Genomic DNA, 25,595 nt, shown 5'->3' on the forward strand with positions numbered 1-25,595 from the left:
AGGTCAGACTCCTTCCCCGGCCCACTGGCCGAGAGCGGGTCCCAGGCCGACGGGGTCGGTGGTGTCGGAGGCCCACGCCACCACCCCGTCCGGTCGGACCAGTGCGCCCGCGACCCCGGTGCCGTCGTCCCGGATCACCCGCGCCCGGCCCTTCGCCAGGTTGGCGAACAGCGCCCCCGGTGTGCGGTCCAGCAGCAGGAAGCCGCCCTCGTGCGCGTGGTCGGCGAGGCGGGAGCCGTCGCCGAGCGACACGTCCGGGACGTACCGGCCCGTCCACGGATGGTCCCCCGGCAGGGGTATCCGCTGCGTCACCCCCGCGATCTGCTTCACCGCGTACGTCGTGCCGTCCCGCGTGGCCAGCAGATCCGCCACCACCCCGCGGAGCGCGCCCGACTTGGGGTCGCCGCGGAGGATGCCGATCTGGGCCCGCGTCCAGTCCAGTACCCACGCGCCCACCGGACGGCGTTCCGCGTCGTAGGTGTCGAGCAGGGACTCCGGGGAGCGGCCGGAGGCCACGGCGGCGAGTTTCCAGCCCAGGTTGGCCGCGTCGCCCACGCCCAGGTTCAGGCCCTGGCCGCCGAAGGGCGGGTGGACGTGGGCCGCGTCGCCCGCGAGGAGGACGCGGCCCGCGCGGTAGGCCGCCGCCTGGCGGGTGTTGTCGGTCCAGCGGGTCGGGGTGGCGCGCAGCCCCGTCAGCGTGACGTCCGTACCGGAGACGCGGCGCAGGCTCGACTGGACGTCGGCGAGGGTGACCGGGGCCGTGCGGTCGGCCGGTCCGCCGTCGAACTCGACGGTGGCGACGCGGCCGGGCTGGGGGCCGTACCGGTAGACGCCGTGCGGCGACCAGGACCAGCCGTCGGCCAGCTTCTCCGGGTCGGCGATGTCCACGACGGCCTGGTAGCCGGTGATCTCGGGGTCGGTGCCGGGGAACGGGATGCCCGCGAGACGGCGTACGATGCTGTGCCCGCCGTCGCAGCCGACGACCCAACCGGCGTGCAGCGGACCGGAGTCGGTGCCGACGACGACCCCCTCGCCGGTGTCCGCCAGCGCGGTCACCGCGACCCCGCGCCGCACCTGGACCCCGAGGCGTTCGGCGTGTTCGGCGAGCAGCGCCTCCAGCCGGGGCTGGGGAATCATCCGCGCTCCGTCCACAGCGCTGTGGACGGCCAGCTCGGGGTCCGCCCAGTCCACCAGGCCGGGATCGAGGGGCATCCCCGCGAAGTGCCCGGTGAAGCGGGGGCCGAACGCGCCCGGCGTCTCCCGCTGGATCTGTTCGAGGGCGGGCAGCAGCCCCCGCCGGTCCAGCGCCTCGGCCGTCGGCACGTTGATCGACTGGGCTCTCATCGCCGGGTCGGGCGCGGTCCGCCGTTCCAGCACCTGGACCCGCACCCCGGCGAGCGCCAGCTCGGCGGCGAGCGTGAGCCCGACAGGTCCGGCACCGACCACGATCACCTTCACGCTTGTATCCACGAACACTGTTCTAAGAACGAACAGCGTTCGTGTCAAGTTATAGTGACCCCGTGAACGCGAGAGAGCGCCGCACGGCACGCCACCAGCCGCCGTCCCCCGACGCGACCCGGCCCCGCCGCCGCAAGGACCCGATCACCGTGGACCAGGTGGTCGACACCGCGCTCGGCGTCATCGCCACGGAGGGGTACGACGCGCTGACCATGCGCCGCCTGTCCGCCGCCCTCGACACCGGCCCCGCCTCGCTCTACGCCCACGTGGTCAACAAGGCCGACCTGGACGAACTCCTCATCGGCCGCCTGTGCGCCCGCCTCACCCTCCCCGAGCCCGACCCGGCCACCTGGCGGGACCAGCTACGAGGGGTCTGCGAGGCCCTGCGGGACCAGTACCTCCAGTACCCCGGCATCTCCCGCGCCGCGCTCGCCATGGCCCCGACCGACCTGGAGACCCTCCGCGTCAGCGAGGGCATGCTCGCGGTGCTGCTCACGGCGGGCGTCGCCCCGCTGCGCGCGGCCTGGGCCATCGACGCGCTGCTGCTGTACGTGGCCGCGTACTGCCTGGAACTGTCCGTCGCGCACCGCAGGGCCGAGCAGGGCGACGCGGTCTGGCCCGCCGACCGGGACGAGCTGGTGAGCCGGATCGCGGCCCTCCCCGCCGCCACCTTCCCGCACACCACCCGGCACGCCGCCGAGCTGACCTCGGGCACGGGCCACGACCGGTTCGACTTCACGGTGGGCCTGATGATCGACGGCCTCGCCTAAAGCGACGCACACAGCATCCCCCCACACATAAAGGGCACCGGGGCTGATGCCCGGCAGGGGTGAACGCGTAAGGTGACGTCCTCGTAAGGGGTAGTGGAAATAGGCACGTGCGTACGAGACCGGCCCCATTCGTGTGAGGAGACTCCGGGACGATGCCCGGCTACGGCGCTGTGACGCGCAGTACCTTGCGACAGCAGATCGCCGACGCGCTGCGCGACGAGGTGCTGGCCGGGCGGCTGCTGCCGGGGCGGGCGTTCACCGTGAAGGAGATCGCGGACCTGTACGGGGTGTCCGCGACGCCGGTACGGGAGGCGCTGGTCGACCTGTCGGCGCAGGCCCTGCTGGAGGCCGACCACCACCGGGGGTTCCGGGTCCCCGAGTACTCCCTGGCCGACTACCGGGGCATGATCGAGGCCCGTTCCCTGGTCACCGAGGGCATGTTCCGGGTCCTCAGCCAGGGACACTCCGCCTTCGCGACCCCCGACGACCCCGACACCGCCGCCGCCCTCGCCACGGTCCGCCGCCGGGGCGAGGAGGCCCAGCGGGCGAACGCGGCGGGCGATCTCACCGTGCTCATCGGCTACGACCTGCGCTTCTGGCGCGAGCTGAGCGTGCTGTTCGGCAACCCCTACCTCGCGGAGTTCCTGCACCGCCTCCGCGTCCGCTCCTGGGTCTGCGCGGTCCAGCACCTCCGCCGCCTCCCCGAGGTCCGCGGCCGCCTCTGGGCGGGCCACATAGACCTGGTCGACGCCCTCGCCGCCCACGACCCCGAGGCCGCCCGCGACATCGTTGCCGCAGCCAACGCCCACGCCCTGGAAATGGTCGAGGAACTCGCCGGGGACTAGGACCGTGGGTGGGCGGCCCGGAGCTCGACCCACGGCGTGGAGACTCAGCCGCCGGTGCGCGCCACCTTCGTGAGGGCGGAGAAGTCGAGTCCTCCGAGGCCGGCCTCCTCGGCCTCGTTCAGGTTCTCCACGGCGGCCTTGAGCAGCCTGGCCTTGAAGCCCGTGGCCCGCATGAGGTCGAGCCCGGCACGGCTGCCCTCGGCGTATGCGCTCAGATGGGCGATGTCGGTCTCGTGCTGGTCGCTCGCGATCGCGGCGACCGACTCCTTCGCCCTGACGGCGAAGGTCTGGAAGAGCATCTCGCTCAGCGCGTCGAAGGTCTCCGGGACGACGCCCTGGTCCAGGGCGTAGGTCGCCGCCTCGACGTAGGCGTTCAGCGCCGGCACGTAGAACGCGCCCATGATGCCGGCGTCGAGCACGCCGGCGGCCTTGACGTCGCTCGACACCAGTGTCGCGTGGACGCCCGTCGCCATCAGGGTCTGCTCGTGTTCGGCCCACGCCTCCGGTGAGCCCGAGTAGAGGACCAGGCCCTCCTCGGTGCCGATCTGCGGCGGGTAGCAGAGAATCGCGCCGTCGAGGTACGGAACGCCGCGCTCGCCAGTCCATGCCTGCCATTCCTCGGCCTGCGCCGGGGCGCCGGTGCCGACGTTGACCAGCGTGGTGCCGCTCCAGTCGGTGACATCCGCGAGCGCCTCACGCGCCGCGTCGTACGTCGAGAGGCAGGCGACCACCAGTTTCGAGGACCGCACGACCTCGTCGATGTCCTGGATCGGGGTCACTCCGTGGGGCGCGAGGACCTCGGCCTTGGCCGGGGAGCGGTTCCACGCGGCCGTCCTGCGGCCCTTGGCGGCGAAGTTGCGGGCCAGCGCGGCGCCCATGGGTCCGCAGCCGAGCACGGCCACGTCGTACGTCTTGGCTCCTGTGGTGGCAGACAATGCGCTTCCTCTCCGTCAGACCGTTCGAAGCGTCGGTGGCGAGACCGCCTCGAAGTCGAAGAGCTGCTCGATCTCGTCACGGATCGGCTTCTACTCGCGATTCCTGCGGCCGCGACTTCACTGTCGCCAACCAGGACCGTCAGCGATAGCGACAGCAAGCACTTGTCGGGCGCGAATCCGGTGCACGGTGCACACGCCGGTCGGCACCGCTCGACACCGCCGCGCCATCCACCGGGCCAACGGCCCCTTGCGGTACCCGTGGCCCCCGCACATCGCCCAGGTCATCGCCGGACACCAGGACACGGACCAACTGATCGTTTCAGAATGAGAGGGGAAAGCCGAGAGGCTGTCAGTCCTCAAGGTGCTGAAGGATCTACATAAACTCGCCGTTCTCGATCGGTCCGGTGAGAACTTGGGTCATGTTGCTGATGCCGGCGTCGCGGACGATGAGCCCGTCCGAGCACCAGAAGTAGCGGCCCGAGAGGGCCTTTCCGGCGGTGAACAGGGCCACCACGGCGGCACCGGTTTCCCGGCACGGCAGCCACTCGACGACCGTACTGCGCCGGCCGGACGTCTCGGCCGAGCGGATCGGCTGCTCCGGGGTTGACCCCCTCAGCATCCATATGCTTCGAGTTGCGGCGAAGCTCAGATGTTCCTCAGATGAAAAACATTCCTTCCCGCTCGTCGGATCACCCGCGTAGTGTCTGACTACCGAAACGCGAAGGCGACGACCCGCCGGAGCGACAATCGGCAGCAGTGGCGTCCGAGGGGGGAAACAAGTGAAGTCGCTCATTGGGTCAATCATTGCCATCAGCACCCTTTTCATCCTGATTCTCCTGACGCTCGGTTCACAGTTCGGCGAATTTGAGATCACGGTATGGATCGCGGCATTGACCGCGTCACTCTTCTTCGTCGTGCGCCATCATCGGCGCAACAAGAACAAGGAGCGGTCTGGAAACGCCCCGGTGTAGGCGCTTTCAAGGGCATCTGATAGACCCGGGCCATGACGTTCCTGGCGGTGGTCGAGGGTGATGCGGGCGGGTGGCTGGTCGATCGGGGCGCGCTGACCGAGGCGATCCGTTCTCGGTGGACCCAGGTCGAGACCGATGCGTCGCACCGCGGTGAAGCACGCGGTCTCATCTGGGAGTTCGATACGGAGAACGGCCCAGGTGAGGCTTATCTGCACGCGGACGGCACCTGCCTGTACATGGACGTGCCGGAAGAGGACGCGATCTGGTTGGCGATCGCCTTCCGCAAGCTGACACCGACGCACCTCGACCTGGTGTTCTGCGACGAGGGCTACACCTTCGACGTCCGCCTGCCGGCCGGGACCACCGAGCCGGAACTGATGGCCCTGGTGGCCACTTCGGACTGAGGTGGCTGTCGGCGGCGACGGACAGCACCTCCTCGGCATGATGGGGCGATGATCGATCCGATAGCCCCCGTGGTGCCACCCGGCCGTATGAAGCAGACCCGGCAGCCCGACTTCGCACTCTCCGGAGGCATGCGTCTACGCCCCTGGCGGGAAGGTGACGCACAGAGCCTGGTGCGGTCGTGCCTCGACCCGGACATCCAGCACTGGAACCGCCCCGGTCGCCTGACCACCGACACGGCCCGAGAGAAGATCGCGCGCTGGAAGCTGCGGTGGCAGAGCGAGGAGGCCGCCATCTGGGCCATGGCTCCCGCCGACGACGGCGCTCCTGTCGGCTTGATCGGCCTCGCCGACCTGGACCTGCGAGGCGGCAGTGGCGAGTTCGTCTACTGGCTGCTGCCGGAACACCTTCACGCCCGCATCCAGAGCGACACCGGCCCCTCGTGACCCAGCTATCCGGCGTTCCGCAGCGTGCTCAGGTCCAAGGTGTCGGCTGCGGCCGGGGGTTGGAGGTTCAGGGGGTGGTTGAGGTTGGTGAAGGTGGTGGTGGTGCGGTTGAGGGGGCCCTTGTAGGTGAGTTTCAGGAGGTGGGGGGTGGGCTCGGGGGTGACGTAGAAGGTGTAGGTGCCGGGCTCGTGGGCGAAGGGGGACTCGCCGGGCTTGTCCCGCACCTGGACCGGGATCACCGGGCGGCCGGACAACTCGGTGCGGGCGCCCTTCGTGGGCGTGCCGAAGGACTTGAACGGCCAGGTGCAGCCCTGTAGACCGTCCGCGTCCCGCGCCGCGCCGACCGGGCTCTTCAGCCAGGGCTTCTGCCGCATGGCGGGGACCGTGTCGCGCCCCCACAGCTCGAAGTACCCGGCGTTGCCGTGGATGTAGTCCGTGCCGCCGATCCGGAGCTGCCGCAGCTCGGCGCCGTTGCGGAAGGTCGCCCGGTAGGCGCAGCCGCTCTTCAGGTCCGTGGTGCTGCTGCTGGAGAAGAGCGTGCCGCCCTGGAGCGCGGTCGTCTCCGTGGTGATCGTCACCGACCGCAGCGCCCGCATGGTGCGGTTGGCCGAGTCGAGCAGCTGCCCGGCCGTACGGGGGTCCGCGGGCGCCGCCGCACGCACGGTCTTACCGGTTCCCGCGCAGCCGGTGGCCGCGCAGGCCAGTAGCAACACCAGCGCGACCGCGCTCGATCTCATCCGCATGATCCCCCCAGGCGTTCGAGCGGCTCAGGCTAGTGACTCACTGTGTGTAACGGGCAGTCGTTAACCGTATTCACACCCTCCCGAGGGCGGGGAATCCTCGCCGCCGCGACCGAGTTGCCCTGAGAGGGCCGATCGTACGGAGGGACGGGACCCGATGAGTCTGCGCCAGTTCGAATACGCCCTGGCCGTCGCCGAGGAGGGCTCGGTCACTGCGGCGGCGGAGCGGCTGCGGGTCGCGCAGCCGTCGATGTCCCAGCAGATCCGCGGGCTGGAGCGGGACCTCGGGGTGGAGCTGTTCGCCCGGACGCCGAGCGGGCTGACGCCCACCGTGGTCGGCCGGGCGTTCCTGCGCGAGGCGCGGACCGCGGTGAACGCGGCGCGCCGGGCGACGGCGACCGCGCGGGCCGGTGCCGCCGAGCTGGTCGGTGAGCTGACCGTCGCCGTGCAGATGGGCTTCGGCACCCGCCAGCTCCCCGACGCGCTCGGCGCCCTGCGCCGCCGTTTCCCCCGGCTGGAGGTCACCCTCTCCGAGGAGCCCAGCTCCGCCGAGCTGGACCGGCTGTGCCGCCGGGGCGTGCTGGACCTCGCCCTGATGGCGAAGTGCGACCGCACCCCCGCGGACGCCCACCGCCTCGGCGAGGAGGAGTTCGTCGTGGTGCTGCCCACCGCACACCCCCAACTCGACCAGCAACGAGTCGAGTTGCGCGAGCTGAAGGGCGAGCCCTGGGTCCGGTTCGACCGGGACAGCGCGCTCGACGGCGTCCTCGTGGAGGCGCTGCGGGAGACCGACCCGGACCCCGACACCGTCGCCCGCGTCTCCCAGACCGCGACCGCCGTCCGCTGGGCCGCCCAGGGACTCGGCGCCACCCTCGTCCCCGCCTCGGCGGTCCCCCCGGGCCACGAGCACCTCGCCCGCCCGGTGTCCCCGGCCGTGGCCCAGCCCGTCATCGCGGTCGTCCGGAACCCGGCGGGCCCTGCGGAGACGGCCCTGCTGGAATTCCTCCGCCAGGAGAACTGGGACCCGAGGAATTCCCCGGCCCCGGCCCCCACTCCGACCCCCTGACCGAAATACCATTCAGCCCCGAGGGAATTCCCCACCATCCACGACCAAATTGCTCCCGGTCACCCAGCTCGCCTGGTCGGAGACGAGGAACAGCACCGCCCGCGCGATGTCGTCGGGCAGCCCGTCCCGCCCGAGCGGTACGACGGACTCGGCCTGCACCTGCGTCGGGTCGAGCCGCGCCCACTGCTCGCGCGTGGCCTCGCCGCCCGGGGTGGTGACCCGGCCCGGCGTGACCGTGTTGACCCGGACCCCGGCCGGGGCCAGCTCGGCGGCCAGACCCTTGCTGTAGTTCTCCAGGCCCGCCTTCGCCACGGTGTAGTGCAGGAACGGCGGGAAGGCGACCGGCACGGCGGCCGACGAGATGTGCACGATCGCCCCGGAGCCCCGCTCCCGCATGGCGGGCGCCAGCAGCGAGTCCAGCCGCACCGCGGCCAGCAGGTTGAGGTTCAGCGCGTCCAGCCACTCCTCGTCCGGGATGCCGGTGGCCGACGGATGCGGCTGGGCCCCGCCCGCGTTGTGGACCAGGATGTCCACCCCGCCGAGCACGTCCACCGCGGCCGCCGCCAGCTCCTCCGCCCCCTCCCGGCTCCGCACGTCGGCGGCGACGAACCGAGCCCCCTCCGGCACCGTGCCCGACGCCGAGCGCGCGGTGGTGAGCACCTCGGCGCCCGCGTCCAGGAGGCGGCGCACGATGCCCGCCCCGATACCCCGCGAACCCCCGGTGACCAGGGCCCGCTTCCCCTTGAGTTCCGGTGTTCCGGTGCCGTCCTGGGTGGTGGCCATTTCCATGGTCCTCTCTGCGCAATTCACGGCGGACTTCTCTTCGAGTGGATTCACCGTAGGCCGAATAAAGAGGGGGAATCAAAGACCGAATAGCAGCAGGGGCCATAGGGCTTTCCTATGGCCCGCCGTACGGACTACGCTTCCTGGTCCACCCACCGCGCGAGGGGAACGCTCGTGCGCGACGACGCGAGGAGTTCTTCTTGGCCTGCGACCTGTGGCTCGTGCCGCTCGTGGATGTGCTGTGCCACACGCCGGACAACCCGTTCGCCGAGGAACTCGCCACCTACAACAGCGCGTTGGCCGCCGCCGGGCTCCCCCCGGTGCCGGTGTACCAGTACATGCCGGGGCTCAACGGCGAGGTCGCCCCCGTCGCCGGGTTCGACTACGACGCGCTGCACTTCCTGCGCCGCGCGCATCTCCTCCAGCTCTGTGGCCTGCCCGTCACCCCTGTGGGGGAACTGGGCGGTGATTACGAGCAGTTGCTCGAAATGTTTGAGTCAACCGCCCAGCAGTCCCACCTGGTCTGGCACTACGACCACGCGGGCGCCTACGTCCCCCTCGACTTCGCCCACCCCCTCTCCAACGACGAACTCCTCGCCGGTGGCGGCCCCTTGGGCTCGTCCCACGCCCTGCTGCGCGAGCTGGAGCAGGTCGCCCCGGCGATCGGCATCGATCCGGCGAACCCGCCCGCCGCCCCGGTGCCCCCCTCGGCGCCGACCGAGCTGGAGGAGCCCGCCGTCCCCGCGCCCTACGACCCGAGCCCCTTCGCCCGCGAACGGCACGTCTGGCTCGGCCTGCACGCCGCCGCGACCCGTTCCCTCGCCCAGGGCTCGATGATCGTCTTCAGTTGAGGTCCGGGCACGGCGGCTCCCGGTCCCCGTCGAGCAGCGCCGCCCGCAGCAGCAGCGCGTGCACGAACCGGTCCGGCGCGGTCGGCGGGAACCGCCAGCTCAGGGGCCAGGTCTGCCCGTCCAGCGCCGGTACCGGGATGTAGCTCACCCGGTACGGGCCGCTGGTCAGCCGGGTGACCTCGGCGGGCCACGCGTGGTGTGCCGTACTCCCCGGCGCGACCAGGAAGTACACACACCTCCGCCCGCTCCCCGACTCCACCACCGGCCCCGGATCACCCCCCGTCATCCGCGCCATCCGGTCGGCGATCTCGCGCCCCCGGTCCCCGTCCAGCCGCACCGCGTCGAACTGCACCCCGGCCTTGCGGAGTTGGATACCCATGGCGGGAACCCACTGGATCCCCGCGTGACTTTGCGTATTCATGCTTTCAGTTTCGGCAGGTAGGGCTACGGTTTCCATGACTCTCCGTCGACCCATCAGGACGGTCAGGAGTCGGGGGCAGTCGTTGAAGACCGGTTGAGTTCGGTTGAGTCCAGGGGTGATCGCAATGGCGCGAGCGGCAAACAAGACGGCGGCGAGCGGAACGGCGCGACTGGTCGCCAAGTTCGCGAAGGCCCGACGTGAGCAGATGGGGCTGACGCAGGACGAGTTGGGCCGCCTCATCGGCTACACCGCGTCCGCGATCAGCGCGATGGAGACGTGCGCGCAGCCCGCGAGCGACAAGATGCTGATGGAACTCGAGCGGGTGCTCGGGGACGGCATGGGCATCTTCGAGATGGCCCGCAAGTTCATCCTCATGGACAAGTACCCGTCGCAGTTCCAGGACTTCGCCCTGATGGAGGCGGAGGCGGTCTCCCTGTCCTCCTACGAGACCTACGTCATCGCTGGCCTGTTCCAGACGGAGGACTACGCACGTGCGCTGATCGGCGGCAACTTTCCCAAGCCCACCGATGCCAAACTGGAGGAGCTGGTCGAAGCCCGCATCGCTCGCAGGAGCCTGTTCGATCGGGAGCCCGCCGCCATGATTGAGCTGATCCTCGACGAGACGGTCCTGAAGCGGCCGTTCGGTAGCTGGGAGGTCCATAGCGCGCAGTTGCACTCGCTCGCCGAGGACGCCGAGCGAGACAACGTGAGCATTCAAGTCATCACGCAGGACAGGGGGTTGAAGGGAAGCCACGCAGGGGCAGCGGGCAACATGGTCCTGGTCGAGACTATGGAACACCACCATGTGGTGTATCTGGAGAACCAGGAGCAGAGTCAGTTGGTGAGCGACCCCGCAACTGTGGCGCAACTCAGCCACCGGTATGCGAAGATCCGCACACAGGCTCTGAGCCCGGAGGACTCGGTGAGCCTCATTCGAAAGTTGGCGGGAGAAGAGCGAACATGACCAGCACCCTGCGGTGGTTCAAGTCGAGCTACAGCGACGGCGGCGGCGGCAACTGCATCGAAACCGCTTACACCTGGCACAAGTCCTCGTACAGCGACAGCACCGGCGGCAACTGCGTCGAAGTCGCCCCCTGCACCACCACCATCCACGTCCGCGACTCCAAGCAGACTGACGGCCCCCTCCTCGCCGTGACGCCCACCGCGTGGACCACGTTCCTCATGGACGCGCGACGAGGCTGATCTCCGGCGGCCACAGCACGCTCGACCCCATCAAGAGGGACGGGCCGAGGTGGAGCGGGCACACCGGGAGTGGCGTCCGGTCGTGCCGCATGACCTCGAACACCGCGGGGTCCCCGCACTCGGACACCTCGCCGTAGGGCCCCCCGCACGTTTCCCGGTCGCTGCTCATACAACTGATTGCACCGCGCCGGACAGCGGAACGCCCGCCGAGCGCGGGCGGCGACGGCCAGCGGAGTGACAGTGCGACGAGCCGCACAGGGCGGACACGGAACGTAGTCATAGCGTGCCCGCATGAATGCACAGCGTTACCACGGTGGCGCCCCGCTCCGTGTCCTGGCCCTGGCCGTGGCCCTGCTCCTGCTGGCGGCGGCCGGTGCGTCGGCCGCCGCGCAGCGCGCCGGCACGCTGCTGACGGTGCGCTTCACCAACAACAGCGACCGCGACCTGACACTGGGGCCCAACAGCTACAACGGGTGCCCCGCGGCTCTGCCGGAGCGCATCGACGCGGGCGCCACCGCGAGCTGGACCCTGGACGCCTGCGGCGACCCCCGCGGCAACTTCGGGACCGTCAGTTTCAACATCTACCGGGAGGCCGCCCGGACGCAGATCGGCTGGACCGCGCCCGTCGTCGGCGACAACAGCTACACCCAGTCGGCCCCGTCCGGCTATGTGATCAACCGCAGCGGCGGCGACGGCTTCAACGCGACCGTCGACTTCACCTTCGACTGCAACTCCAGGACCTGCGACGGCATCCCCGACAGCTGGAAGCGGAACGGCATCTACATCGATCCGGCCGACGGCAGCGCCCACACCGCGCCCGGGCCGGGTCTGCGGTTCATCAACCTGCCCGCGATGGGGGCCACCGTCGACAAGCCGGACGTCTTCGTCCAGCTCGACTGGATGGCGAACGCCGAGCACAGCCACGCGCTCGCCCCCGCGGCCATCAAGCAGGTGGTCGATGCCTTCGCGAACTCGCCCTACTCACGGCACTCGCCGACCACCGGCATCAATCTGCACGTGGACGCCGGGCCGAACAGCGTCATGAACTTCACGACCAACGCGACCTGGGGCACCCTGAGCACGGCCCGGCAGCTCACGGAGCAGACCAACCTGGGCACCGCGGTCGACGGCCTGTACCAGTGGAACGCGTTCAACACGATCAAGACGCAGACCGGCGGCTTCACCAGCACCGGCCGGGCGCCGATCTTCCACTACGGCATCTCGGCCCACAACCTCCAGGCGGGCACCCCCTCCAGCGGCATCGCCCCTACTCCGGGCAGTGACCTCATCGTCAGCCTGGGCAGCTTCGCCAACCAGGTGGGCACGGTCGCCGAGCAGGCGGGCACGTTCCTGCACGAGCTGGGCCACAACCTCAACCTGGAGCACGGCGGCGACCAGAACGTCAACAACAAGCCGCAGTACTTCAGCGTGATGAACTACCTGTACCAGTTCGGTCTGACGTCCGGGACCAGCACCGGGAACACGGACCTCTCCCGCCAGAACGCCTCACTGAACGAGAACGACCTGAACGAGCGGACGTACCCCGCCAGCAGCGGGAACTACGACGTTCGGCACTGGTGCCCGGGCAGCAACGGCGGCTCCTTCGTCAACGTGGACGCCGCCGACGGCCAGGTCGACTGGAACTGCAACGGCATGATCGAGACGACCCCGGTCTCCTTCGACGTCAACAACGACGGACAGCAGACGGTGCTCACCGGCTTCGACGACTGGAGCAACCTCCTGCTGCGCGTCGGCTCCGTCGGCCGCACCGAGTCCGCGGGCAACGTGCCGCCCCCGACCCGGGAGGACGAGCTGACCCCGAGCGACGCCGCGCTGAACCTCCCGCTGGACACCGAGCCGCCGGTCACCAAGGCGCACCTCTCCCCGCGCCCCGACCAGCACGGCGCCCACCACTCGGACGTGTGCGTCACCCTGACCGCCAAGGACCGGGTGTCCGGCGTGGCCAGGACCGAGTACAAACTCGACGGCGCCGGGTGGAAGAAGTACACGTCGGAGATCACGGTGCACGGCACGGGCAAGCACGTGCTGAAGTTCCGTTCGGTGGACTACGCCCAGAACCACGAGAAGACGAAGTCGGTCACCATCGACATCAAGCGCCCCTGAACCGGGAGCGCTCATGGGAAGGGGCCCGCACCGACCGGTGCGGGCCCCTTCCCATGCCCCTTACAGGAACGAGTTGATCTCGATCGTCTCGTCACGGCCCGGGCCGACACCGATCGCGGAGATCGGCGCGCCGGACATCTCCTCCAGCGCCTTCACGTAGTTCTGCGCGTTCTTCGGCAGGTCGGAGAAGGACTTCGCCTTGGTGATGTCCTCGGACCAGCCGGGCAGCGTCTCGTAGATCGGCTTCGCGTGGTGGAAGTCGGTCTGCGAGTAGGGGAGTTCCTCGACCCGCTTGCCGTCGATCTCGTAGGCGACACAGACCGGGATCTCGTCCCAGCCGGTGAGCACGTCGAGCTTGGTGAGGAAGAAGTCGGTGAGGCCGTTGACGCGGGTGGCGTAGCGGGCGATCACCGCGTCGAACCAGCCGCAGCGGCGGTCGCGGCCGGTGGTGACACCGCGCTCGCCACCGATGCGGCGCAGCGCCTCGCCGTCCTCGTCGAACAGCTCCGTCGGGAACGGACCGGCGCCGACACGGGTGGTGTACGCCTTGAGGATGCCGATGACGCGGCTGATCTTCGTCGGGCCGACGCCCGCGCCGGTGCAGGCGCCTCCGGCGGTCGGGTTGGAGGAGGTGACGAAGGGGTACGTGCCGTGGTCGATGTCGAGCAGGGTGCCCTGACCGCCCTCGAACAGCACGACCTTGTCGTCCTCCAGCGCCTGGTTGAGGACCAGGACGGTGTCGGCGACGTAGGGGCGCAGCTTCTCCGCGTAGCCCAGCAGCTCCTCGACCACCTGGTCGGCGGCGATGGCGCGGCGGTTGTACAGCTTGGTGAGGACCTGGTTCTTGACGTCGAGCGCGGCCTCCACCTTCTGCTCGAGGATCGACTCGTCGTACAGGTCCTGGACCCGGATGCCGACGCGGTTGATCTTGTCGGCGTAGGTCGGGCCGATGCCGCGGCCGGTGGTGCCGATCTTGCGCTTGCCGAGGAAGCGCTCGGCCACCTTGTCCATGCTGACGTGGTACGGCGTGATGATGTGCGCGTTACCGCTGAGCAGGAGCTTCGACGTGTCGACGCCGCGCTCCTCCAGGCCGCTCAGCTCGGAGAGCAGGACGGAGGGGTCGACGACGACACCGTTGCCGATGACCGGCGTACAGGTGGGCGAGAGGATTCCGGAGGGGAGGAGGTGGAGCGCGTACTTCTGGTCGCCCACGACGACCGTGTGGCCGGCGTTGTTGCCGCCCTGGTAGCGCACTACATAATCCACGGAGCCACCGAGCAGGTCGGTCGCCTTCCCCTTGCCTTCGTCACCCCACTGAGCACCGAGCAGCACAAGTGCGGGCACGCGCGTACACCCCTTCCGGGCGGGGCATGTCCAAGGTCGGGGTGTGGGCGTATGGTTCACCGCCACTTGAACACCGCGACCTTCTTTGGCCGCACGACCGTCGGACCGGATGCCCCGGAATAGACGAAGCCCCTGGCGCAATAGCGCAAGGGGCTCTTGCACAAAGATGCTACCCGAGGAAGCGAGGCAGGACCGAGGTGGCGACTTCCGCGACGTCCGATCAGCTCCTTGTGATCATCGATCCGATGGCCCGGCACACGGACGGGGAGTCCGTGCGGATAGCGAAAGACGTGCTCAGCGCGGGTGCGACGGCGAAGGTGTGTCTGCCGGACGGCCCCGAGGAATTCGCCCGCGCGCTGGGCCGGCGAGGGTCGCGGCGGCCGGTGGTCGTCGGGGACGATCGAGCACTTGTTCGAGCGGTGGGGTTGCTGCACCGGAATCGTGAGCTGGCCGGATGTGCGCTGTCCGTGGTGCCGGTCGGGTCGGCGGGGCTGGCGCGTTCACTGGGGGTGCCGGGCGGGCCGGTCGCCTCGGCGCGGGCGGTGCTGGACGGGGTGTCCCGGCAGCTGGACCTGCTCGTGGACGACAGCGACGGGGTCGTGCTCGGCTCGCTGGGGATACCGCCCGCGTCCGTCCCAGCCGAGCCGGTCGGCGTCGGCGCCCGGCCCTGGCTGCGCACCCTGGTCCGCACCCTCGCCGCCAAGCCCGCCCGGCTCCGGGTGGAGATCGACGGCGTCACGGTGATCGACGTGGACCGCCCGGTGGAGTCGGTCTCGGTGACACCGGGCACGCGGGGCGTCGCGGAGGTGGAGATCCGCCCGGTCTCCCTGGGCGCCGAGTCCTCCCCCCTCCGCTCCTGCGGCCGCACCGTCACGGTCACCGGCGAGGACTTCCACTACCGAGCCGACGCGGACACCTCCGGCCCGGTCCGCCGCCGCACCTGGCGGGTGGCGGAGGGGGCTTGGGGGCTGGTGGTGCCGGGGTGACGGGGGCGGTCAGTGGTGCCAGGCGTGGCCGCCGGTGTTGTGGATGAAGCGCTGGAGCACCTTGAGGGTGGTCAGGTACTCCTCGTCCGAGATGCCCGCGTGCCGCTCCGCCCCCAGCTCCTCCTGGAGCGCGGCCGCCTTGTGGAAGAAAGCCTCGCCCTCGTCGGTGAGACCGAGGTGGCCCTCGCCGTCCTCGGTCACCCAGCCCAGGGCCACCGTGCGGTCGATCTCCTCGTCCATCGTCCCGGCGCCGGTGGTGAGGTAGTTCCGCAGCAGTTCGGAAACCTCCGCACGGGTCTTCGGCTGCTCCGCATGCGCGACCTGGGCGAGCACCCACCACTGCGGCTGGGTGGTGCCGATCCCGGCCAGCGCGGTACGGGTACGGCCCACCACGGCGTCGTAGGCGGCCCAGCTCCAGTAGCCGATGGGCTGCCTGATCAGTTCGGGGTCGGGGTGCGAGTACTCCATGACCGGTCTCCGTATCCGCTCGTGATCCGCTCGTGCTGCTCCAACGGAATCGACCGTAGGAACTCAAGCGGACTTGAGGTCAAGGGGTGCCGGGGGTGCGTGTGGGTTCCGGGCGCCGGTCACGGTGGGCGCGCCAGCGTTCCATGATTCCGGCGAGGTCTTCCTCGATGAACTCGAAGAACTCGAGGGTGTCGGCGAGGCGGCGGCCCGCGGGGGTTTCGGGGCCGAGGCTGGTGATGCCGTCGCGGAGGGCGTCCTCCCAGCGCTTGATGATGGCCTCGCGGCTGGTCAGCGCCTCGTGCCACTGGTCGCTGTGCACGCGGTAGCGCTCACGCCGTGAACCGGGTTCGCGCTCGCGGGAGACCAGGTGGACCTGGGAGAGGTAGCGGACCGCGCCGGAGACGGCCGCCGGGCTGATCCGGAGCAGTTCGCCCAGCTCCGCCGAGGTGAGCGTGCCGGTGTCGGAGGACAGCAGCGCCGCGAAGACCCGCGCGGGCATACGCGGCATCCCCGCCTCCACCAGCTGCGCCGCGAACCGCTCCACGAACCGCGACACCGACTCCGGATCGCGCCCGTCCCCACTCTCCACACCCGGCTCCGTCATGCCCCTCAGCCTAACTCTGATTCATACGCTTCCTTAACTTCACAAATTTCTGAAGGAAGCGTACGTTCAGAATCATGACGAAGGCCATCACGGTCTCGGGGCTGCACAAGTCCTTCGGCCGTACCCATGCCCTCGACGGGCTCGACCTCGCTGTCGAGACCGGCGAGGTGCACGGCTTCCTCGGCCCCAACGGCGCCGGGAAGTCCACCACCATCCGCGTCCTGCTCGGCCTGCTGCGCGCCGACTCCGGCGCCGCGCAGCTCCTCGGCCACGACCCGCGGACCGACGCGGTCGAGATCCACCGCCGCATCGCGTACGTCCCCGGTGACGTCACGCTGTGGCGGGGCCTGTCCGGCGGCGAGGTCATCGACCTCTACGGCCGCCTGCGCGGCGGCCTGGACGCGCGGCGCCGTGCCGAACTGACCGCCCGCTTCGAGCTGGACCCGACGAAGAAGGGCCACACCTACTCCAAGGGCAACCGGCAGAAGGTCGCCCTGGTCGCAGCCTTCGCCTCCGACGTGGACCTGCTGATCCTGGACGAACCGACCTCCGGGCTGGACCCGTTGATGGAGGAGGTGTTCCAGCGTTGCGTCCGCGAGGAGCGCGACCGGGGCCGTACCGTCCTGCTCTCCTCGCACATCCTCAGCGAGGTGGAGTCGCTGTGCGACCGGGTCAGCATCGTGCGCCAGGGCCGCACCGTGGAGAGCGGCTCGCTCGCCGAGCTGCGGCATCTGACGCGGACGAGCGTCAGCGCGGAGGTGTCCTCGGGGGTGGATCTCGCGGGCCTGGCCGGGGTGCACGACCTGGAGGTACGGGGGTCCCGGGTGCGGCTCCAGGTGGACACCGCCGCACTCGACTCCGTGCTGCGGGTGCTGAGCGCGGCCGGAGTGCGGTCGCTGACGTGCACTCCGCCGACCCTGGAGGAGCTGTTCCTGCGGCACTACGAGGGTGCCGTGGAGGTGGCCGTCTGATGGGCGCGCTCACGGGCACCGGGGTGCTGTTCCGTTTCGCCCTGCGCCGGGACCGGGTGCTGATCCCGGTGTGGATCGGGGTGAACGCCCTGATGGTGCTGTCGATGCCGGGGACCCTCCGGGGGCTGTACGCGACGGAGGCGGAACGTTCCGGGCTGCGGGAGCAGATGGCGGGCAACGCCTCCCTCCGGGCCCTGACCGGGCCCCTACTGGACGATTCCCTAGGGGGTCTGACCGCCTGGCGGGTCGGCGTCTACGCGGGGCTGTTGGCCGCCGTGATGAGCCTGCTGATCGTCATCCGGCACACGCGGGACGAGGAGGAGAGCGGACGGCTGGAGGTCGTCGCCTCCGGCGCGGTGGGGCGGCGGGCCCCCTTGAGTTCCGCGCTGCTGGCGTCCCTGGCGGCGAACGGGGTGCTGGCGGTCGTGCTGGTGGCGGGGCTCGCCTCGCTGGGCCGGGCGGGCGCGCTCGCCCTGGGGCTGGCCGTCGGCCTGGTCGGGCTGGTCTTCGCCTCGGCGGCGGCGGTCGCGGCCCAGCTCACCCAGAGCGCGCGGCTGGCGCGGGGGCTGACGTCCGCGCTGCTGGGGGCGGCCTTCGTGCTCCGGGCCGCCGGTGACTCGGGCTCCTCCTGGCTGACCTGGGCCTCGCCGCTGGGGTGGCTGGAGAAGGTGCGGGCGTTCGCCGGGGAACGGTGGTGGGTGCTGGGGCTGTTGGCGCTCGCCAGCGTGTCCCAGGCTGTGCTGGCGTACGTGCTGGCCGGGCGCCGGGACCTCGGCATGAGCTTCTTCCCCACCCGGCCGGGTCCCGCCTCGGGCCGCCTGGGCAGCGCGGGCGCCCTCGCCTGGCGCCTCCAGCGGGGCTCCCTGCTCGGCTGGAGCATCGGCTTCTTCCTGGCGGGGGTGGTGTACGGCAGCCTGACCGGGGGCGCGGCGGACCTGGTCGCGGGGAACTCGGGTGCGCGGGAGATGCTGGAGCGGATGGGGGGCCGCGCGGGGGTCACGGACACCTTCCTCTCCGCGATGATCGGCATGCTGGGGCTGGTGGCCGCGCTGTACGTGGTGCAGTCGGTGCTCCGCCTCGCCTCCGAGGAGTCCTCCGGCCGGGCCGAACCCCTGCTGGCCTGCGCGGTGAGCCGCCTCCGCTGGGCCGGGGGCCACCTGGCGATCGCCTTCGGCGGTGTGGGTCTCCTTCAGCTGCTCGCCGGGCTGGGCTTCTGGGCGGGGTACGGGGCCCGTCCCGGCGCGGTCCTGGGCGCCTGCCTCCTCCAGGTACCGGCCGCGTGGACGCTGGGCGCGGTGACGGTACTGCTCTACGGGTTCGTCCCCAGGGCGGCTGTGGCGGGGTGGGGCGTCGCGGGGGCGGTCCTGCTGATCGGCTGGATCGGCCCCGCGCTGGACGCTCCGCGCTGGCTCCTGGACCTCTCCCCCTACAGCCACCTGCCCAAGCTGCCCGGGGCGGAGATGGAGTGGGGTCCGGTCGGGGTGCTGCTGGGGGCGGCGGCGGTGCTGACGGGAGCGGGGGTGCTGGGTTTGCGGCGACGGGACTTGGCGGGGTGAGGGCGTGTGCGGGTGCGGCTTCGACGGGGGTGGGGCTTCACTCGTGCGGGGTAATTTCGGGGCGGGGTCGGGGGGCTTCGCGGGGTCGGGGCCGACTCGACCGACCCGGTTCGCGTCATTTCGGGTGGTGGGATCAAGCCGTTCGGCCTCGGGGGTGGGCGCGGGCTGCTACCTGTGGAGTCGGGGGGCGACGGAATCCAGGGGGACGCGTGAAGACGAAGCTGTTGGTGGCCGGGACGGTCGTGGCGGGGCTCGCGCTCAGCGGCTGTGCCATCCAGAACAAGACGGCGACCTCCCAGTACGGGATCGACGCGAAGGTGACCGCGCTGAGCGTCACGACCAAGGGCGGCAACATCGAGGTCGTCCCCGGTGACGGCACCGGCGCCCGCGTCACGGAGAAGATCCGCTACGCCGACGACAAGCCCCGTACCGAGCACTCGGTACGCGACGGCCGCCTCACCCTGACCGCCCCGAGCTGCCACGACTGCGGCGTGAACTACACCGTCTCCGTCCCCCGCGGCACCACCCTGACCCTGGACACCGAGGGCGGCAACATCGAGGTCCGGCAGATCGACGGGGAGATGGCGGCACGCACGGGCGGCGGAAACGTCAGCGTGACCGACACCGCCCCCAAGTCCCTCTCCGCCCGCACCGACGGCGGAAACATCGAGGCGACCCTGACCAAACCCCCGACCACCCTGACCGCCGAAACAGGCGGCGGCAACGTCACCATCACCCTCCCCCGCACCCCCTACGCCATCGACGCCACCACCAGCGGCGGCCGAAGCACCATCTCGGTCCCCACCACCCCGACCTCCCCCCACCACGTGACCATCCGCACGGGCGGCGGAAACATCGACGTCAACCAGAGGTAGTTCCCGAAAGGGTGAACTCGTCCCGCCACTGAAAGCCGCCCATGCGCCCCATCCCCACCTGCGTCCTCAGCAGCGGCCAGGACCCCCAAGCCCTGCACGGACACGATCTCGACGCATACGTCCAGATCGGGTCTCTGACCAAGACGCTCACCGGAACCGTGCTGGCCCGGCTGGCCGAGCGGGGTGCGCTCCAACTGGACGACCCGCTGGAGCAGTTCCTGCCCGTGCCGCGCGGTACCGGCATCACCTTGCGGCATCTCGCCCAGCACACCTCGGGCCTGCCCCGGCTCCCCCCGCACATGGGACGGCGTGACCCGTACGCCGCCTTCGACGATGCCGCCCTGCATGCCGTGCTCCAGCGACTGGACGCCCTCACCACCGCTCCTCCGGGGCACACCGAGGAGTACTCCAACCTCGGATACGTCGTCCTCGGAGCCGCGCTGACCTCCGCCACGGGCCTGCCCTACCAGGACCTGCTGGAGCTCCACGTCCTCGCCCCGCTGGACATCACCGAGGTGACCAGCGCCCCGCCACCGGACAACTGCCTCTACAGCCGAGGGCTGTTCGGCCGTCCACGTCGTCCCTGGACCATGACGGGCGCCATCCTCCCCGCCGGCGGGCTCTGGGCCACCCCTCGGGCCGCCGCTCACCTGGTGACCAGGCTCCTCGTGGCACGGGAACTGGGGGAGCCCGCGCTGTCGTGGCAGAGATCGGGCACCGTGCTCTGGCACAACGGCGCCACCGGTGACGCCTCCGTCTTCGCCGGTGCCACGCCGGACGGCAGATGGGTACTGGTCCACCGCCTCACCGGCCAGGCCGACCGCACCGACGAACTGGGCATCGACCTCCTGCGGCATGCCGCACCTGGTCCTGCTGAGCCCCGGACTCCTGCCTCGGACCGGCCCTCAGGCGACGGTCACCTTTAGTTCCTCCAGCCCCCGCATCACGAAGCCCGGCTTTCGGGGTGGGGGCGAGGTCGGGGTCAGGGTGGGGGCGCGGGTGAGCAGGGACTTCATCGACGCGCTGAGTTCGAGGCGGGCCAGGGCGGCGCCGATGCAGTAGTGGGTGCCCGCGCTGAAGGAGATGTGGGGGTTGTCGCGGCGGGACAGGTCCAGGCGGGTCGGGTCGGTGAAGACCGCTTCGTCGTGGTTGGCCGAGCCGAAGAGGAGGGCCAGTTCCGCGCCGCGCGGGATCGTCGTGCCCGCCAGCTCGATGTCGTCCAGGACCCAGCGTTCGAAGAGCTGGAGGGGAGTGTCGTAGCGGAGCAACTCCTCGACCGCCGTGGGGATCAGGGTCAAGTCCGCGCGCAACAGGGCCAGTTGGTCCGGATGCTCGAACAGTGCCAGCCAGCCGTTCGTCGTGGCGTTCACCGTCGCCTCGTGGCCCGCGTTCAGCAGCAGCACCGCCGTGGAGATCATCTCCTGCTCGGTGAGGCGGTCGCCCTCGTCGTGGGCCGCGATCAGGGCCGAGATCAGGTCGTCCCCGGGGGCCGAGCGGCGCGCCGCGATCAGACCCCGTAGGTACTCCGAGAACTCCACCGACGCCCGTGCCGCCCGTGCCGCCACCTCCGGGGGCGGGTTCAGCTCGTACATCCCGCAGATGTCCGCCGACCAGGGCCGCAGCGGCGCCCGGTCCGCCTCCGGGATGCCCAGGAGTTCCGCGATCACCGCGACCGGGAGGGGTTCCGCCACGTCGGCCAGTAGGTCGCCGCCGCCCGCCGCGACCAGGTCGGCCACCAGGGAGTCCGCCAGCCCGTGCACGTACCCCCGCAGCCGCTCCACCGTGCGCGGGGTGAACGCCTTCGAGACCAGGCGCCGGATACGGGTGTGGTCCGGCGGCTCCAGGTCGAGCATGCCGTGGTCGTTGAGCGTGTGGAACGGCTCGTGGTCGGGAGATGGGACTGTCCGCCCGAACTCCTCGTGCGTGAAGCGGTGTTGGTACGTCCGGCCCAGTCGCCGGTCGCGCAGCAGCGCCGACACGTCGGCGTGGTGCGGCACCAGCCACTGGTCGGTCGGGTCGTACCGGATCACCCGCCCGCTCGCCCGCAGCTCGGCGTACGCCGGGTACGGGTCGGCGAGGAACTCCGCTGACCAGGGGTCGAAGGTGGTGCCCATGGGGGGACGCTAGTCCGTGCGGGCACCAGCGGGGTAGATGACATGTGTCATCCCCAGGACGTGCCCCCGGACACTGCCCGCGCGCCCCCACGCCTTCCTAGACTCGACTCATGTTCAAATCCCGCAAACCCGGACAGGACGACGCCTGGGAAGGCGTCGTCACCGACAAGTCACGCGGCATGCTCGACGGCTCGAACATGTACCACTTCGTCGAACTCCGCCTGAGTGATGGCGAGTCCACGAAGGTGCGGATCGGCCGCCGTCTGTGGAAGGACGTCGCCGTCGGCGACCGGCTCGTCAAGCGTCCCGGCGACGATCCGGTCAAGGCATAGCCTCAGAAGGCCAGTTGGGCGATCTCCTCCGCCACCACCGCGGCCGCGTCCGCCGCCGGGTCGATCAGCGGGAAGTGACCCACGTCCTCCAGCAGCGTGACCCCCACCACCTCGCCCGATCTGGCCGCCGCGTCGGCGTACGACTCCGCCACCTCGTAGGGGACATCCCGGTCGGCGCGCCCCTGGACCAGGGTGGTGGCGATGCCGGTGGGGAGGAGCAGCGCGGGGTCCGCATAGGGGGCACGCTCCGCGAACGAGGGCTCGCCGCCGAGGAGTTGCACCGCCGCCCCGTCGCACACCTCCAGCTTCGCCGCCATCCCCAGATCCGCGATCGGCGCCAGCGCGACGACCCCGCGCAGCGGCGCCGGACGGCCGGTGCGCCAGGGCGAGTCGGCGGGCAGCACATGCCGGGCCGCCGCCCACAGCGCGAGGTGCCCGCCCGCCGAGTGCCCGGTGAGGACGACACGCCGGGCGTCCGCGCTCGGCAGCGCCGCGCGGGCCAGCTCCGGCAGCGCGTCCAGCGCGGCGGCGACGTCGTCGAAGGTCTCCGGCCAGCGGCCCGCCGGGGGTACGGACGCGGTCCCGCCGCCCGTGTTCTGCGCCGGGATCTCGGGCCCGCCACGCCGGTACTCCACGTTCGCCACGGCGAATCCGCGCCGGGCCAGGAAGTCCGCGAACGGCGTGATGTGCCGCCGGTCGTACCGCGCCCGCCACGCCCCGCCGTGCAGGACCACGACCAGCGGCGCGGACGCCGCCGTCCCGGTGCGCGGGGCGTAGAAGTCGATCACCTGGTCGGGGTGGTCCCCGTAAGGGACGCTCGCGTCGGGGTCGACGGGCGGATGGGAGAACGCCGACTCCTCCTCGGCGGCGGCACGGGCTGCGCTAGCGTCCTCCGGCATGCTCCAACCTTCCAGCTGCGTAAGGGGTTTGGCGGACCGGGCCAGGGTGGGATTCGGCCGTTGGCCGGGACGGTATCAGGCCCGTGACGTGCGCGGACACGGGGATGTCACCCAGGGTGAGGCAAAAGGGGGCTGTGCGGAGTTCGTCCCTCCGCACAGCCCCCACGCGCCCCTCGCGTACGCCTACGCCAGCACTTCTCCGAGCACCCGCGCCGCCCGCTCCGCGTCCGCGAAGCCGACGTACAGCGAGGTGAAGCCGAAGCGAAGCACGTCCGGGTGGCGGAAGTCGCCCACCACACCCCGGTCGATCAGCCGCTTCATCACGTCACCGGCGTCCGCGCAGCGCAGCGCGACCTGGCTGCCCCGCTCCTCGTGCCGCAGCGGCGTCACACACTCCACCCGGCCGGCCTCGGTGTACGCGGCCACGCAGTCCAGGAAGAAGTCGGTCAGCGTCAGCGACTTCGCCCGCACCGCGTCCACCGAAACCCCGTCCCACACCTCCAGCGCCGCTTCGAGCGCCAGCATGGAGAGGATGTCCGGCGTACCGACTCGCCCGCGCCGCGCGCCCGGCACCGGGGTGTACTCGGGGTTCATCCCGAAGGGTTCGGCGTGCGAGTTCCAGCCCGGCAGGGGCGAGTCGAAACGGTCCTGGAGATCGCTGCGGACATACAGGTACGCGGGCGAACCGGGGCCGCCGTTCAGGTACTTGTAGGTGCAGCCGACCGCCAGGTCCACCCCGTGCGCGTCCAGCCCGACCGGCAGCGCGCCCGCACTGTGGCACAGGTCCCAGACGACCGGTGCGCCCGCCTCGTGGACGGCCGCCGTCAGCGCGGGCAGGTCGTACAAGCGGCCGGTGCGGTAGTCGACGTGGTTCAGCAGGACCGCCGCGGTGCGCGGGCCGAGCGCGGCCGGGATCTCGGCGGGGGTCAGCGCGCGCAGCTCGCAACCCGTCATGCGGGCGGCCGAGTTGGCGATGTAGCCGTCCGTGGGGAAGGTCGTGGCGTCGACCAGGATCTCTGTCCGGCCCTCCCCGGCCATCCGCACGGCTGCCACAAGTGCCTTGTAGACGTTGACACTTGTGGAGTCCCCGACCACGACCTGCCCCGGCCCGGCCCCGATCAGCGGGGCGATCCGGTCCCCGATCCGCTCCGGCGCGGTCCACCAGCCCGACTCGTCCCAGGAGCGGATGCGCAACTCGCCCCACTGGCGCGCCAGTACGTCCCGCATCCGGTCGGGGACGTGCGCGGGGAGCGCGCCGAGCGAGTTGCCGTCCAGGTACACGCCGTCGTCGAGGACGAACCGGTCACGCAACCCGGCAAGCCCGTCGGCCGCGTCCAACTCCTTCGCGCGCAGCGCCAGTTCCGTACGGTCAGACATGAGACCTCGCCGTCCACAGCTCGGGGAACACGTTCTTGCGGGCCCGCTTCTCCAGCCAGGCCACTCCGGCGGAGCCGCCGGTACCCGCCTTGGCGCCCATCGCGCGCCGGGTCGCCACCAGGTGGTCGTTGCGCCATCGCCACACCAGCTCGGCCACGTCCGTCAGGGCTTCCCCGAGACGGGCGAGGTCGGTGTCGGGGTCACCGGAGTACACGGCCGTCCAGGCGGCCTCGACCGCGTCGGCGGACTCGTACCGCTGGGACAGGTCCCGGTCCAGCACCTCGGCCGGGATCGCGTGGCCGCGCCGGGCGAGCAGCCGTACCGCCTCGTCGTACAGGCTCGGCTCGCACAGCGCCTTCTCCAGCTCGGCGTACGTGCGCGGGGTGCCCCGGTGCGGGACGAGCATCGACGCGGACTTCTCGCCGAGCAGGAACTCCATCCGGCGGTACATCGCCGACTGGAAGCCCGAGCCCTCCCCGAGGGCGGAGCGGTACGAGTTGAACTGGGCCGGGGTCAGCTGGGCCAGCGGGCGCCAGGAGGCGTTCAGCGCGTCCAGCTCGCGTACGGAACGCTTCAGCGCGGCGATCGCGGTGGGCACGTCGTCCGAGCGGAGCGCCTTCGCGGCGGTCTCCCACTCGTGCGTGATCACCGTGAACCACAGCTCCATCACCTGGGTCGTGACCAGGAAGACCATCTCTCCGGGGTCGTCGGACAGGGTGTGCTGGAGGTGGGTGAGCACGTCGGCGCGCACGTAGTCCTCGTACGGCGTCGTACCGGCGAAGTCGAGATGCGGGGTCTCGGGCTCAGCGGCCTCTTCGGGGGCCTGGGAAGGGGGGTGAGCCTGGTGGGACATCGCTGTCTCCTGTTTGTACTCCGGGTAGCGGTCCGCCCCTGCCGATGCCGGCACGGGGGCCCCGGTCCCCACCCGGAATCCTCCGCAATCCCATGGGATACGGCAAGGCGGGACGCTGCGCCGGGCTTGGGGGGCCTTGGCTGGACGGCTCGCCGGCCGTAGCGGGGTGGCTTGCTGGCCCTAGCGGGGTGGCCTCCTGGC

29 protein-coding genes are annotated in these 25,595 nt (G+C 70.9%); 16 read left to right on the top strand and 13 right to left on the bottom strand.

Features of this window, described 5'->3' with window-relative positions; genetic code table 11:
* Nucleotides 1-3: 3 nt before the first annotated feature.
* On the bottom strand, nucleotides 4-1,476 hold the full coding sequence (locus ACIPPM_RS22545; RefSeq protein ID WP_401450642.1) for an FAD-dependent monooxygenase: 1,473 nt from the start codon (nucleotides 1,474-1,476) through the stop codon (nucleotides 4-6).
* 44 nt (nucleotides 1,477-1,520) lie between these two features.
* On the opposite strand from ACIPPM_RS22545, the gene ACIPPM_RS22550 reads away from it, so the two are divergent.
* Together ACIPPM_RS22550 and ACIPPM_RS22555 are read left to right on the top strand one after the other, a co-directional pair.
* Nucleotides 1,521-2,228 carry a TetR/AcrR family transcriptional regulator gene (locus tag ACIPPM_RS22550; protein ID WP_401450644.1) on the top strand — a complete coding sequence of 236 codons (708 nt, stop codon included), beginning with the start codon at nucleotides 1,521-1,523 and terminating at the stop codon, nucleotides 2,226-2,228.
* Nucleotides 2,229-2,380: 152 nt separating this feature from the next.
* Complete coding sequence (locus ACIPPM_RS22555; RefSeq protein WP_401450646.1) at nucleotides 2,381-3,073, top strand: GntR family transcriptional regulator; 693 nt, start codon at nucleotides 2,381-2,383, stop codon at nucleotides 3,071-3,073.
* Between the two features lie 44 nt (nucleotides 3,074-3,117).
* On the opposite strand, the gene ACIPPM_RS22560 is transcribed toward ACIPPM_RS22555, so the two are convergent.
* Both ACIPPM_RS22560 and ACIPPM_RS22565 read right to left on the bottom strand, forming a co-directional pair.
* On the bottom strand, nucleotides 3,118-4,008 hold the full coding sequence (locus ACIPPM_RS22560) for an NAD(P)-dependent oxidoreductase (protein ID WP_401450648.1): 891 nt from the start codon (nucleotides 4,006-4,008) through the stop codon (nucleotides 3,118-3,120).
* A gap of 373 nt (nucleotides 4,009-4,381) precedes the next feature.
* A complete protein-coding gene (locus ACIPPM_RS22565) occupies nucleotides 4,382-4,801 on the bottom strand; it encodes a hypothetical protein (RefSeq protein WP_401450651.1) in 420 nt (139 codons plus the stop codon).
* Between ACIPPM_RS22565 and ACIPPM_RS22570 the strand changes: the two genes are divergently transcribed.
* From ACIPPM_RS22570 to ACIPPM_RS22580, 3 genes are read left to right on the top strand one after another with little or no spacing between them, the layout of a single operon-like run.
* Nucleotides 4,788-4,979 (top strand): hypothetical protein, encoded by a 192-nt coding sequence (locus ACIPPM_RS22570; RefSeq protein WP_401450653.1) that lies wholly within the window; start codon nucleotides 4,788-4,790, stop codon nucleotides 4,977-4,979. The two genes, ACIPPM_RS22565 and ACIPPM_RS22570, sit on opposite strands and share 14 nt — an antisense overlap.
* 32 nt (nucleotides 4,980-5,011) lie before the next feature.
* On the top strand, nucleotides 5,012-5,383 hold the full coding sequence (locus tag ACIPPM_RS22575; RefSeq protein WP_401450655.1) for a hypothetical protein: 372 nt from the start codon (nucleotides 5,012-5,014) through the stop codon (nucleotides 5,381-5,383).
* A 48-nt stretch (nucleotides 5,384-5,431) separates the two neighbouring features.
* Nucleotides 5,432-5,827 carry a GNAT family N-acetyltransferase gene (locus tag ACIPPM_RS22580; RefSeq protein ID WP_401450657.1) on the top strand — a complete coding sequence of 132 codons (396 nt, stop codon included), beginning with the start codon at nucleotides 5,432-5,434 and terminating at the stop codon, nucleotides 5,825-5,827.
* A 5-nt stretch (nucleotides 5,828-5,832) separates the two neighbouring features.
* Here the strand turns inward: ACIPPM_RS22580 and ACIPPM_RS22585 are convergent, their stop codons facing one another.
* A complete protein-coding gene (locus tag ACIPPM_RS22585; protein WP_401450660.1) occupies nucleotides 5,833-6,564 on the bottom strand; it encodes a hypothetical protein in 732 nt (243 codons plus the stop codon).
* 160 nt (nucleotides 6,565-6,724) lie between these two features.
* Between ACIPPM_RS22585 and ACIPPM_RS22590 the strand changes: the two genes are divergently transcribed.
* A complete protein-coding gene (locus ACIPPM_RS22590) occupies nucleotides 6,725-7,633 on the top strand; it encodes a LysR family transcriptional regulator (protein ID WP_401450662.1) in 909 nt (302 codons plus the stop codon).
* Nucleotides 7,634-7,645: 12 nt separating this feature from the next.
* Here ACIPPM_RS22590 and ACIPPM_RS22595 read toward each other — a convergent pair whose 3' ends face one another.
* Nucleotides 7,646-8,416 carry an oxidoreductase gene (locus ACIPPM_RS22595; RefSeq protein ID WP_393594029.1) on the bottom strand — a complete coding sequence of 257 codons (771 nt, stop codon included), beginning with the start codon at nucleotides 8,414-8,416 and terminating at the stop codon, nucleotides 7,646-7,648.
* Between the two features lie 200 nt (nucleotides 8,417-8,616).
* On the opposite strand from ACIPPM_RS22595, the gene ACIPPM_RS22600 reads away from it, so the two are divergent.
* Nucleotides 8,617-9,267 carry a hypothetical protein gene (locus tag ACIPPM_RS22600; protein ID WP_393605660.1) on the top strand — a complete coding sequence of 217 codons (651 nt, stop codon included), beginning with the start codon at nucleotides 8,617-8,619 and terminating at the stop codon, nucleotides 9,265-9,267.
* Here ACIPPM_RS22600 and ACIPPM_RS22605 read toward each other — a convergent pair.
* Nucleotides 9,260-9,688, bottom strand: coding sequence for a hypothetical protein (locus ACIPPM_RS22605; RefSeq protein WP_401450665.1), 429 nt, complete (start codon nucleotides 9,686-9,688; stop codon nucleotides 9,260-9,262). The two genes, ACIPPM_RS22600 and ACIPPM_RS22605, sit on opposite strands and share 8 nt — an antisense overlap.
* 124 nt (nucleotides 9,689-9,812) lie before the next feature.
* On the opposite strand from ACIPPM_RS22605, the gene ACIPPM_RS22610 reads away from it, so the two are divergent.
* From ACIPPM_RS22610 to ACIPPM_RS22620, 3 genes are all read left to right on the top strand, one after another.
* Nucleotides 9,813-10,652, top strand: a complete 840-nt coding sequence (locus tag ACIPPM_RS22610) for a Scr1 family TA system antitoxin-like transcriptional regulator (protein WP_401451479.1) — start codon at nucleotides 9,813-9,815, stop codon at nucleotides 10,650-10,652.
* The gene (locus tag ACIPPM_RS22615; protein ID WP_401450667.1) at nucleotides 10,649-10,891 is read left to right on the top strand and encodes a DUF397 domain-containing protein; all 243 of its coding nucleotides are present in this window, start codon (nucleotides 10,649-10,651) and stop codon (nucleotides 10,889-10,891) included. The genes ACIPPM_RS22610 and ACIPPM_RS22615 overlap by 4 nt, the downstream gene beginning before the upstream one ends.
* 291 nt (nucleotides 10,892-11,182) lie before the next feature.
* Nucleotides 11,183-13,015 carry an OmpL47-type beta-barrel domain-containing protein gene (locus ACIPPM_RS22620; RefSeq protein ID WP_401450669.1) on the top strand — a complete coding sequence of 611 codons (1,833 nt, stop codon included), beginning with the start codon at nucleotides 11,183-11,185 and terminating at the stop codon, nucleotides 13,013-13,015.
* 60 nt (nucleotides 13,016-13,075) lie between these two features.
* On the opposite strand, the gene ACIPPM_RS22625 is transcribed toward ACIPPM_RS22620, so the two are convergent.
* On the bottom strand, nucleotides 13,076-14,359 hold the full coding sequence (locus ACIPPM_RS22625) for an adenylosuccinate synthase (RefSeq protein ID WP_401450672.1): 1,284 nt from the start codon (nucleotides 14,357-14,359) through the stop codon (nucleotides 13,076-13,078).
* Nucleotides 14,360-14,604: 245 nt separating this feature from the next.
* Between ACIPPM_RS22625 and ACIPPM_RS22630 the strand changes: the two genes are divergently transcribed.
* Nucleotides 14,605-15,345: a diacylglycerol kinase gene (locus ACIPPM_RS22630; RefSeq protein ID WP_401450675.1), complete on the top strand. Its 741-nt coding sequence runs from the start codon at nucleotides 14,605-14,607 to the stop codon at nucleotides 15,343-15,345.
* 9 nt (nucleotides 15,346-15,354) lie between these two features.
* Here the strand turns inward: ACIPPM_RS22630 and ACIPPM_RS22635 are convergent, their stop codons facing one another.
* Nucleotides 15,355-15,813, bottom strand: coding sequence for a MarR family winged helix-turn-helix transcriptional regulator (locus ACIPPM_RS22635; protein ID WP_401450677.1), 459 nt, complete (start codon nucleotides 15,811-15,813; stop codon nucleotides 15,355-15,357).
* 79 nt (nucleotides 15,814-15,892) lie between these two features.
* The gene (locus ACIPPM_RS22640) at nucleotides 15,893-16,417 is read right to left on the bottom strand and encodes a GbsR/MarR family transcriptional regulator (RefSeq protein ID WP_401450679.1); all 525 of its coding nucleotides are present in this window, start codon (nucleotides 16,415-16,417) and stop codon (nucleotides 15,893-15,895) included.
* Between the two features lie 74 nt (nucleotides 16,418-16,491).
* Here ACIPPM_RS22640 and ACIPPM_RS22645 point away from each other — a divergent pair, with 74 nt between their 5' ends.
* The 4 genes from ACIPPM_RS22645 (at nucleotide 16,492) to ACIPPM_RS22660 (ending at nucleotide 20,745) form a co-directional block, all read left to right on the top strand.
* Nucleotides 16,492-17,388 (top strand): ATP-binding cassette domain-containing protein, encoded by an 897-nt coding sequence (locus tag ACIPPM_RS22645; protein WP_401450681.1) that lies wholly within the window; start codon nucleotides 16,492-16,494, stop codon nucleotides 17,386-17,388.
* On the top strand, nucleotides 17,388-18,944 hold the full coding sequence (locus tag ACIPPM_RS22650; RefSeq protein ID WP_401450684.1) for an ABC transporter permease: 1,557 nt from the start codon (nucleotides 17,388-17,390) through the stop codon (nucleotides 18,942-18,944). Before ACIPPM_RS22645 ends, ACIPPM_RS22650 begins: the two co-directional genes overlap by 1 nt.
* 209 nt (nucleotides 18,945-19,153) lie before the next feature.
* Nucleotides 19,154-19,819: a DUF4097 family beta strand repeat-containing protein gene (locus tag ACIPPM_RS22655; RefSeq protein WP_401450687.1), complete on the top strand. Its 666-nt coding sequence runs from the start codon at nucleotides 19,154-19,156 to the stop codon at nucleotides 19,817-19,819.
* A gap of 41 nt (nucleotides 19,820-19,860) precedes the next feature.
* A complete protein-coding gene (locus ACIPPM_RS22660; protein ID WP_401450690.1) occupies nucleotides 19,861-20,745 on the top strand; it encodes a serine hydrolase domain-containing protein in 885 nt (294 codons plus the stop codon).
* On the opposite strand, the gene ACIPPM_RS22665 is transcribed toward ACIPPM_RS22660, so the two are convergent.
* The gene (locus tag ACIPPM_RS22665; protein ID WP_401450692.1) at nucleotides 20,725-21,933 is read right to left on the bottom strand and encodes a cytochrome P450; all 1,209 of its coding nucleotides are present in this window, start codon (nucleotides 21,931-21,933) and stop codon (nucleotides 20,725-20,727) included. The genes ACIPPM_RS22660 and ACIPPM_RS22665 overlap by 21 nt on opposite strands.
* Before the next feature lie 110 nt (nucleotides 21,934-22,043).
* Here ACIPPM_RS22665 and ACIPPM_RS22670 point away from each other — a divergent pair, with 110 nt between their 5' ends.
* Entirely contained in the window at nucleotides 22,044-22,265 is a 222-nt protein-coding gene (locus ACIPPM_RS22670; RefSeq protein ID WP_401450694.1) for a hypothetical protein, read from the top strand.
* Between the two features lie 2 nt (nucleotides 22,266-22,267).
* Here ACIPPM_RS22670 and ACIPPM_RS22675 read toward each other — a convergent pair whose 3' ends face one another.
* The 3 genes from ACIPPM_RS22675 to ACIPPM_RS22685 all read right to left on the bottom strand — a co-directional run bounded on the left by ACIPPM_RS22675 (nucleotide 22,268) and on the right by ACIPPM_RS22685 (nucleotide 25,394).
* A complete protein-coding gene (locus tag ACIPPM_RS22675) occupies nucleotides 22,268-23,164 on the bottom strand; it encodes an alpha/beta hydrolase (protein WP_401450697.1) in 897 nt (298 codons plus the stop codon).
* A gap of 183 nt (nucleotides 23,165-23,347) precedes the next feature.
* Complete coding sequence (gene kynU / locus ACIPPM_RS22680; RefSeq protein WP_401450700.1) at nucleotides 23,348-24,541, bottom strand: kynureninase; 1,194 nt, start codon at nucleotides 24,539-24,541, stop codon at nucleotides 23,348-23,350.
* The gene (locus tag ACIPPM_RS22685) at nucleotides 24,534-25,394 is read right to left on the bottom strand and encodes a tryptophan 2,3-dioxygenase family protein (protein ID WP_401450702.1); all 861 of its coding nucleotides are present in this window, start codon (nucleotides 25,392-25,394) and stop codon (nucleotides 24,534-24,536) included. The genes kynU and ACIPPM_RS22685 overlap by 8 nt, the downstream gene beginning before the upstream one ends.
* Nucleotides 25,395-25,595 lie beyond the last annotated feature (201 nt).

Origin of the sequence: Streptomyces sp. NPDC090119 (assembly GCF_044747085.1) — a bacterium.
In the GTDB taxonomy this organism is placed as follows: domain Bacteria; phylum Actinomycetota; class Actinomycetes; order Streptomycetales; family Streptomycetaceae; genus Streptomyces.

Bases quoted from the DNA above. Each gene is read 5' to 3' on its own strand.
- ACIPPM_RS22605 (WP_401450665.1), bottom strand. From the start codon at position 9,688: ATGAATACGCAAAGTCACGCGGGGATCCAGTGGGTTCCCGCCATGGGT.
- ACIPPM_RS22555 (WP_401450646.1), top strand. From the start codon at position 2,381: ATGCCCGGCTACGGCGCTGTGACGCGCAGTACCTTGCGACAGCAGATC.
- ACIPPM_RS22615 (WP_401450667.1), top strand. From the start codon at position 10,649: ATGACCAGCACCCTGCGGTGGTTCAAGTCGAGCTACAGCGACGGCGGC.
- ACIPPM_RS22665 (WP_401450692.1), bottom strand. From the start codon at position 21,933: ATGGGCACCACCTTCGACCCCTGGTCAGCGGAGTTCCTCGCCGACCCG.
- ACIPPM_RS22630 (WP_401450675.1), top strand. From the start codon at position 14,605: ATGGCCCGGCACACGGACGGGGAGTCCGTGCGGATAGCGAAAGACGTG.
- ACIPPM_RS22610 (WP_401451479.1), top strand. From the start codon at position 9,813: ATGGCGCGAGCGGCAAACAAGACGGCGGCGAGCGGAACGGCGCGACTG.
- ACIPPM_RS22645 (WP_401450681.1), top strand. From the start codon at position 16,492: ATGACGAAGGCCATCACGGTCTCGGGGCTGCACAAGTCCTTCGGCCGT.
- ACIPPM_RS22565 (WP_401450651.1), bottom strand. From the start codon at position 4,801: ATGAGCGACTTCACTTGTTTCCCCCCTCGGACGCCACTGCTGCCGATT.
- ACIPPM_RS22585 (WP_401450660.1), bottom strand. From the start codon at position 6,564: ATGAGATCGAGCGCGGTCGCGCTGGTGTTGCTACTGGCCTGCGCGGCC.
- ACIPPM_RS22590 (WP_401450662.1), top strand. From the start codon at position 6,725: ATGAGTCTGCGCCAGTTCGAATACGCCCTGGCCGTCGCCGAGGAGGGC.
- ACIPPM_RS22595 (WP_393594029.1), bottom strand. From the start codon at position 8,416: ATGGCCACCACCCAGGACGGCACCGGAACACCGGAACTCAAGGGGAAG.
- ACIPPM_RS22575 (WP_401450655.1), top strand. From the start codon at position 5,012: ATGACGTTCCTGGCGGTGGTCGAGGGTGATGCGGGCGGGTGGCTGGTC.
- ACIPPM_RS22620 (WP_401450669.1), top strand. From the start codon at position 11,183: ATGAATGCACAGCGTTACCACGGTGGCGCCCCGCTCCGTGTCCTGGCC.
- ACIPPM_RS22635 (WP_401450677.1), bottom strand. From the start codon at position 15,813: ATGGAGTACTCGCACCCCGACCCCGAACTGATCAGGCAGCCCATCGGC.
- ACIPPM_RS22675 (WP_401450697.1), bottom strand. From the start codon at position 23,164: ATGCCGGAGGACGCTAGCGCAGCCCGTGCCGCCGCCGAGGAGGAGTCG.
- ACIPPM_RS22640 (WP_401450679.1), bottom strand. From the start codon at position 16,417: ATGACGGAGCCGGGTGTGGAGAGTGGGGACGGGCGCGATCCGGAGTCG.
- ACIPPM_RS22685 (WP_401450702.1), bottom strand. From the start codon at position 25,394: ATGTCCCACCAGGCTCACCCCCCTTCCCAGGCCCCCGAAGAGGCCGCT.
- kynU (WP_401450700.1), bottom strand. From the start codon at position 24,541: ATGTCTGACCGTACGGAACTGGCGCTGCGCGCGAAGGAGTTGGACGCG.
- ACIPPM_RS22660 (WP_401450690.1), top strand. From the start codon at position 19,861: ATGCGCCCCATCCCCACCTGCGTCCTCAGCAGCGGCCAGGACCCCCAA.
- ACIPPM_RS22580 (WP_401450657.1), top strand. From the start codon at position 5,432: ATGATCGATCCGATAGCCCCCGTGGTGCCACCCGGCCGTATGAAGCAG.
- ACIPPM_RS22650 (WP_401450684.1), top strand. From the start codon at position 17,388: ATGGGCGCGCTCACGGGCACCGGGGTGCTGTTCCGTTTCGCCCTGCGC.
- ACIPPM_RS22670 (WP_401450694.1), top strand. From the start codon at position 22,044: ATGTTCAAATCCCGCAAACCCGGACAGGACGACGCCTGGGAAGGCGTC.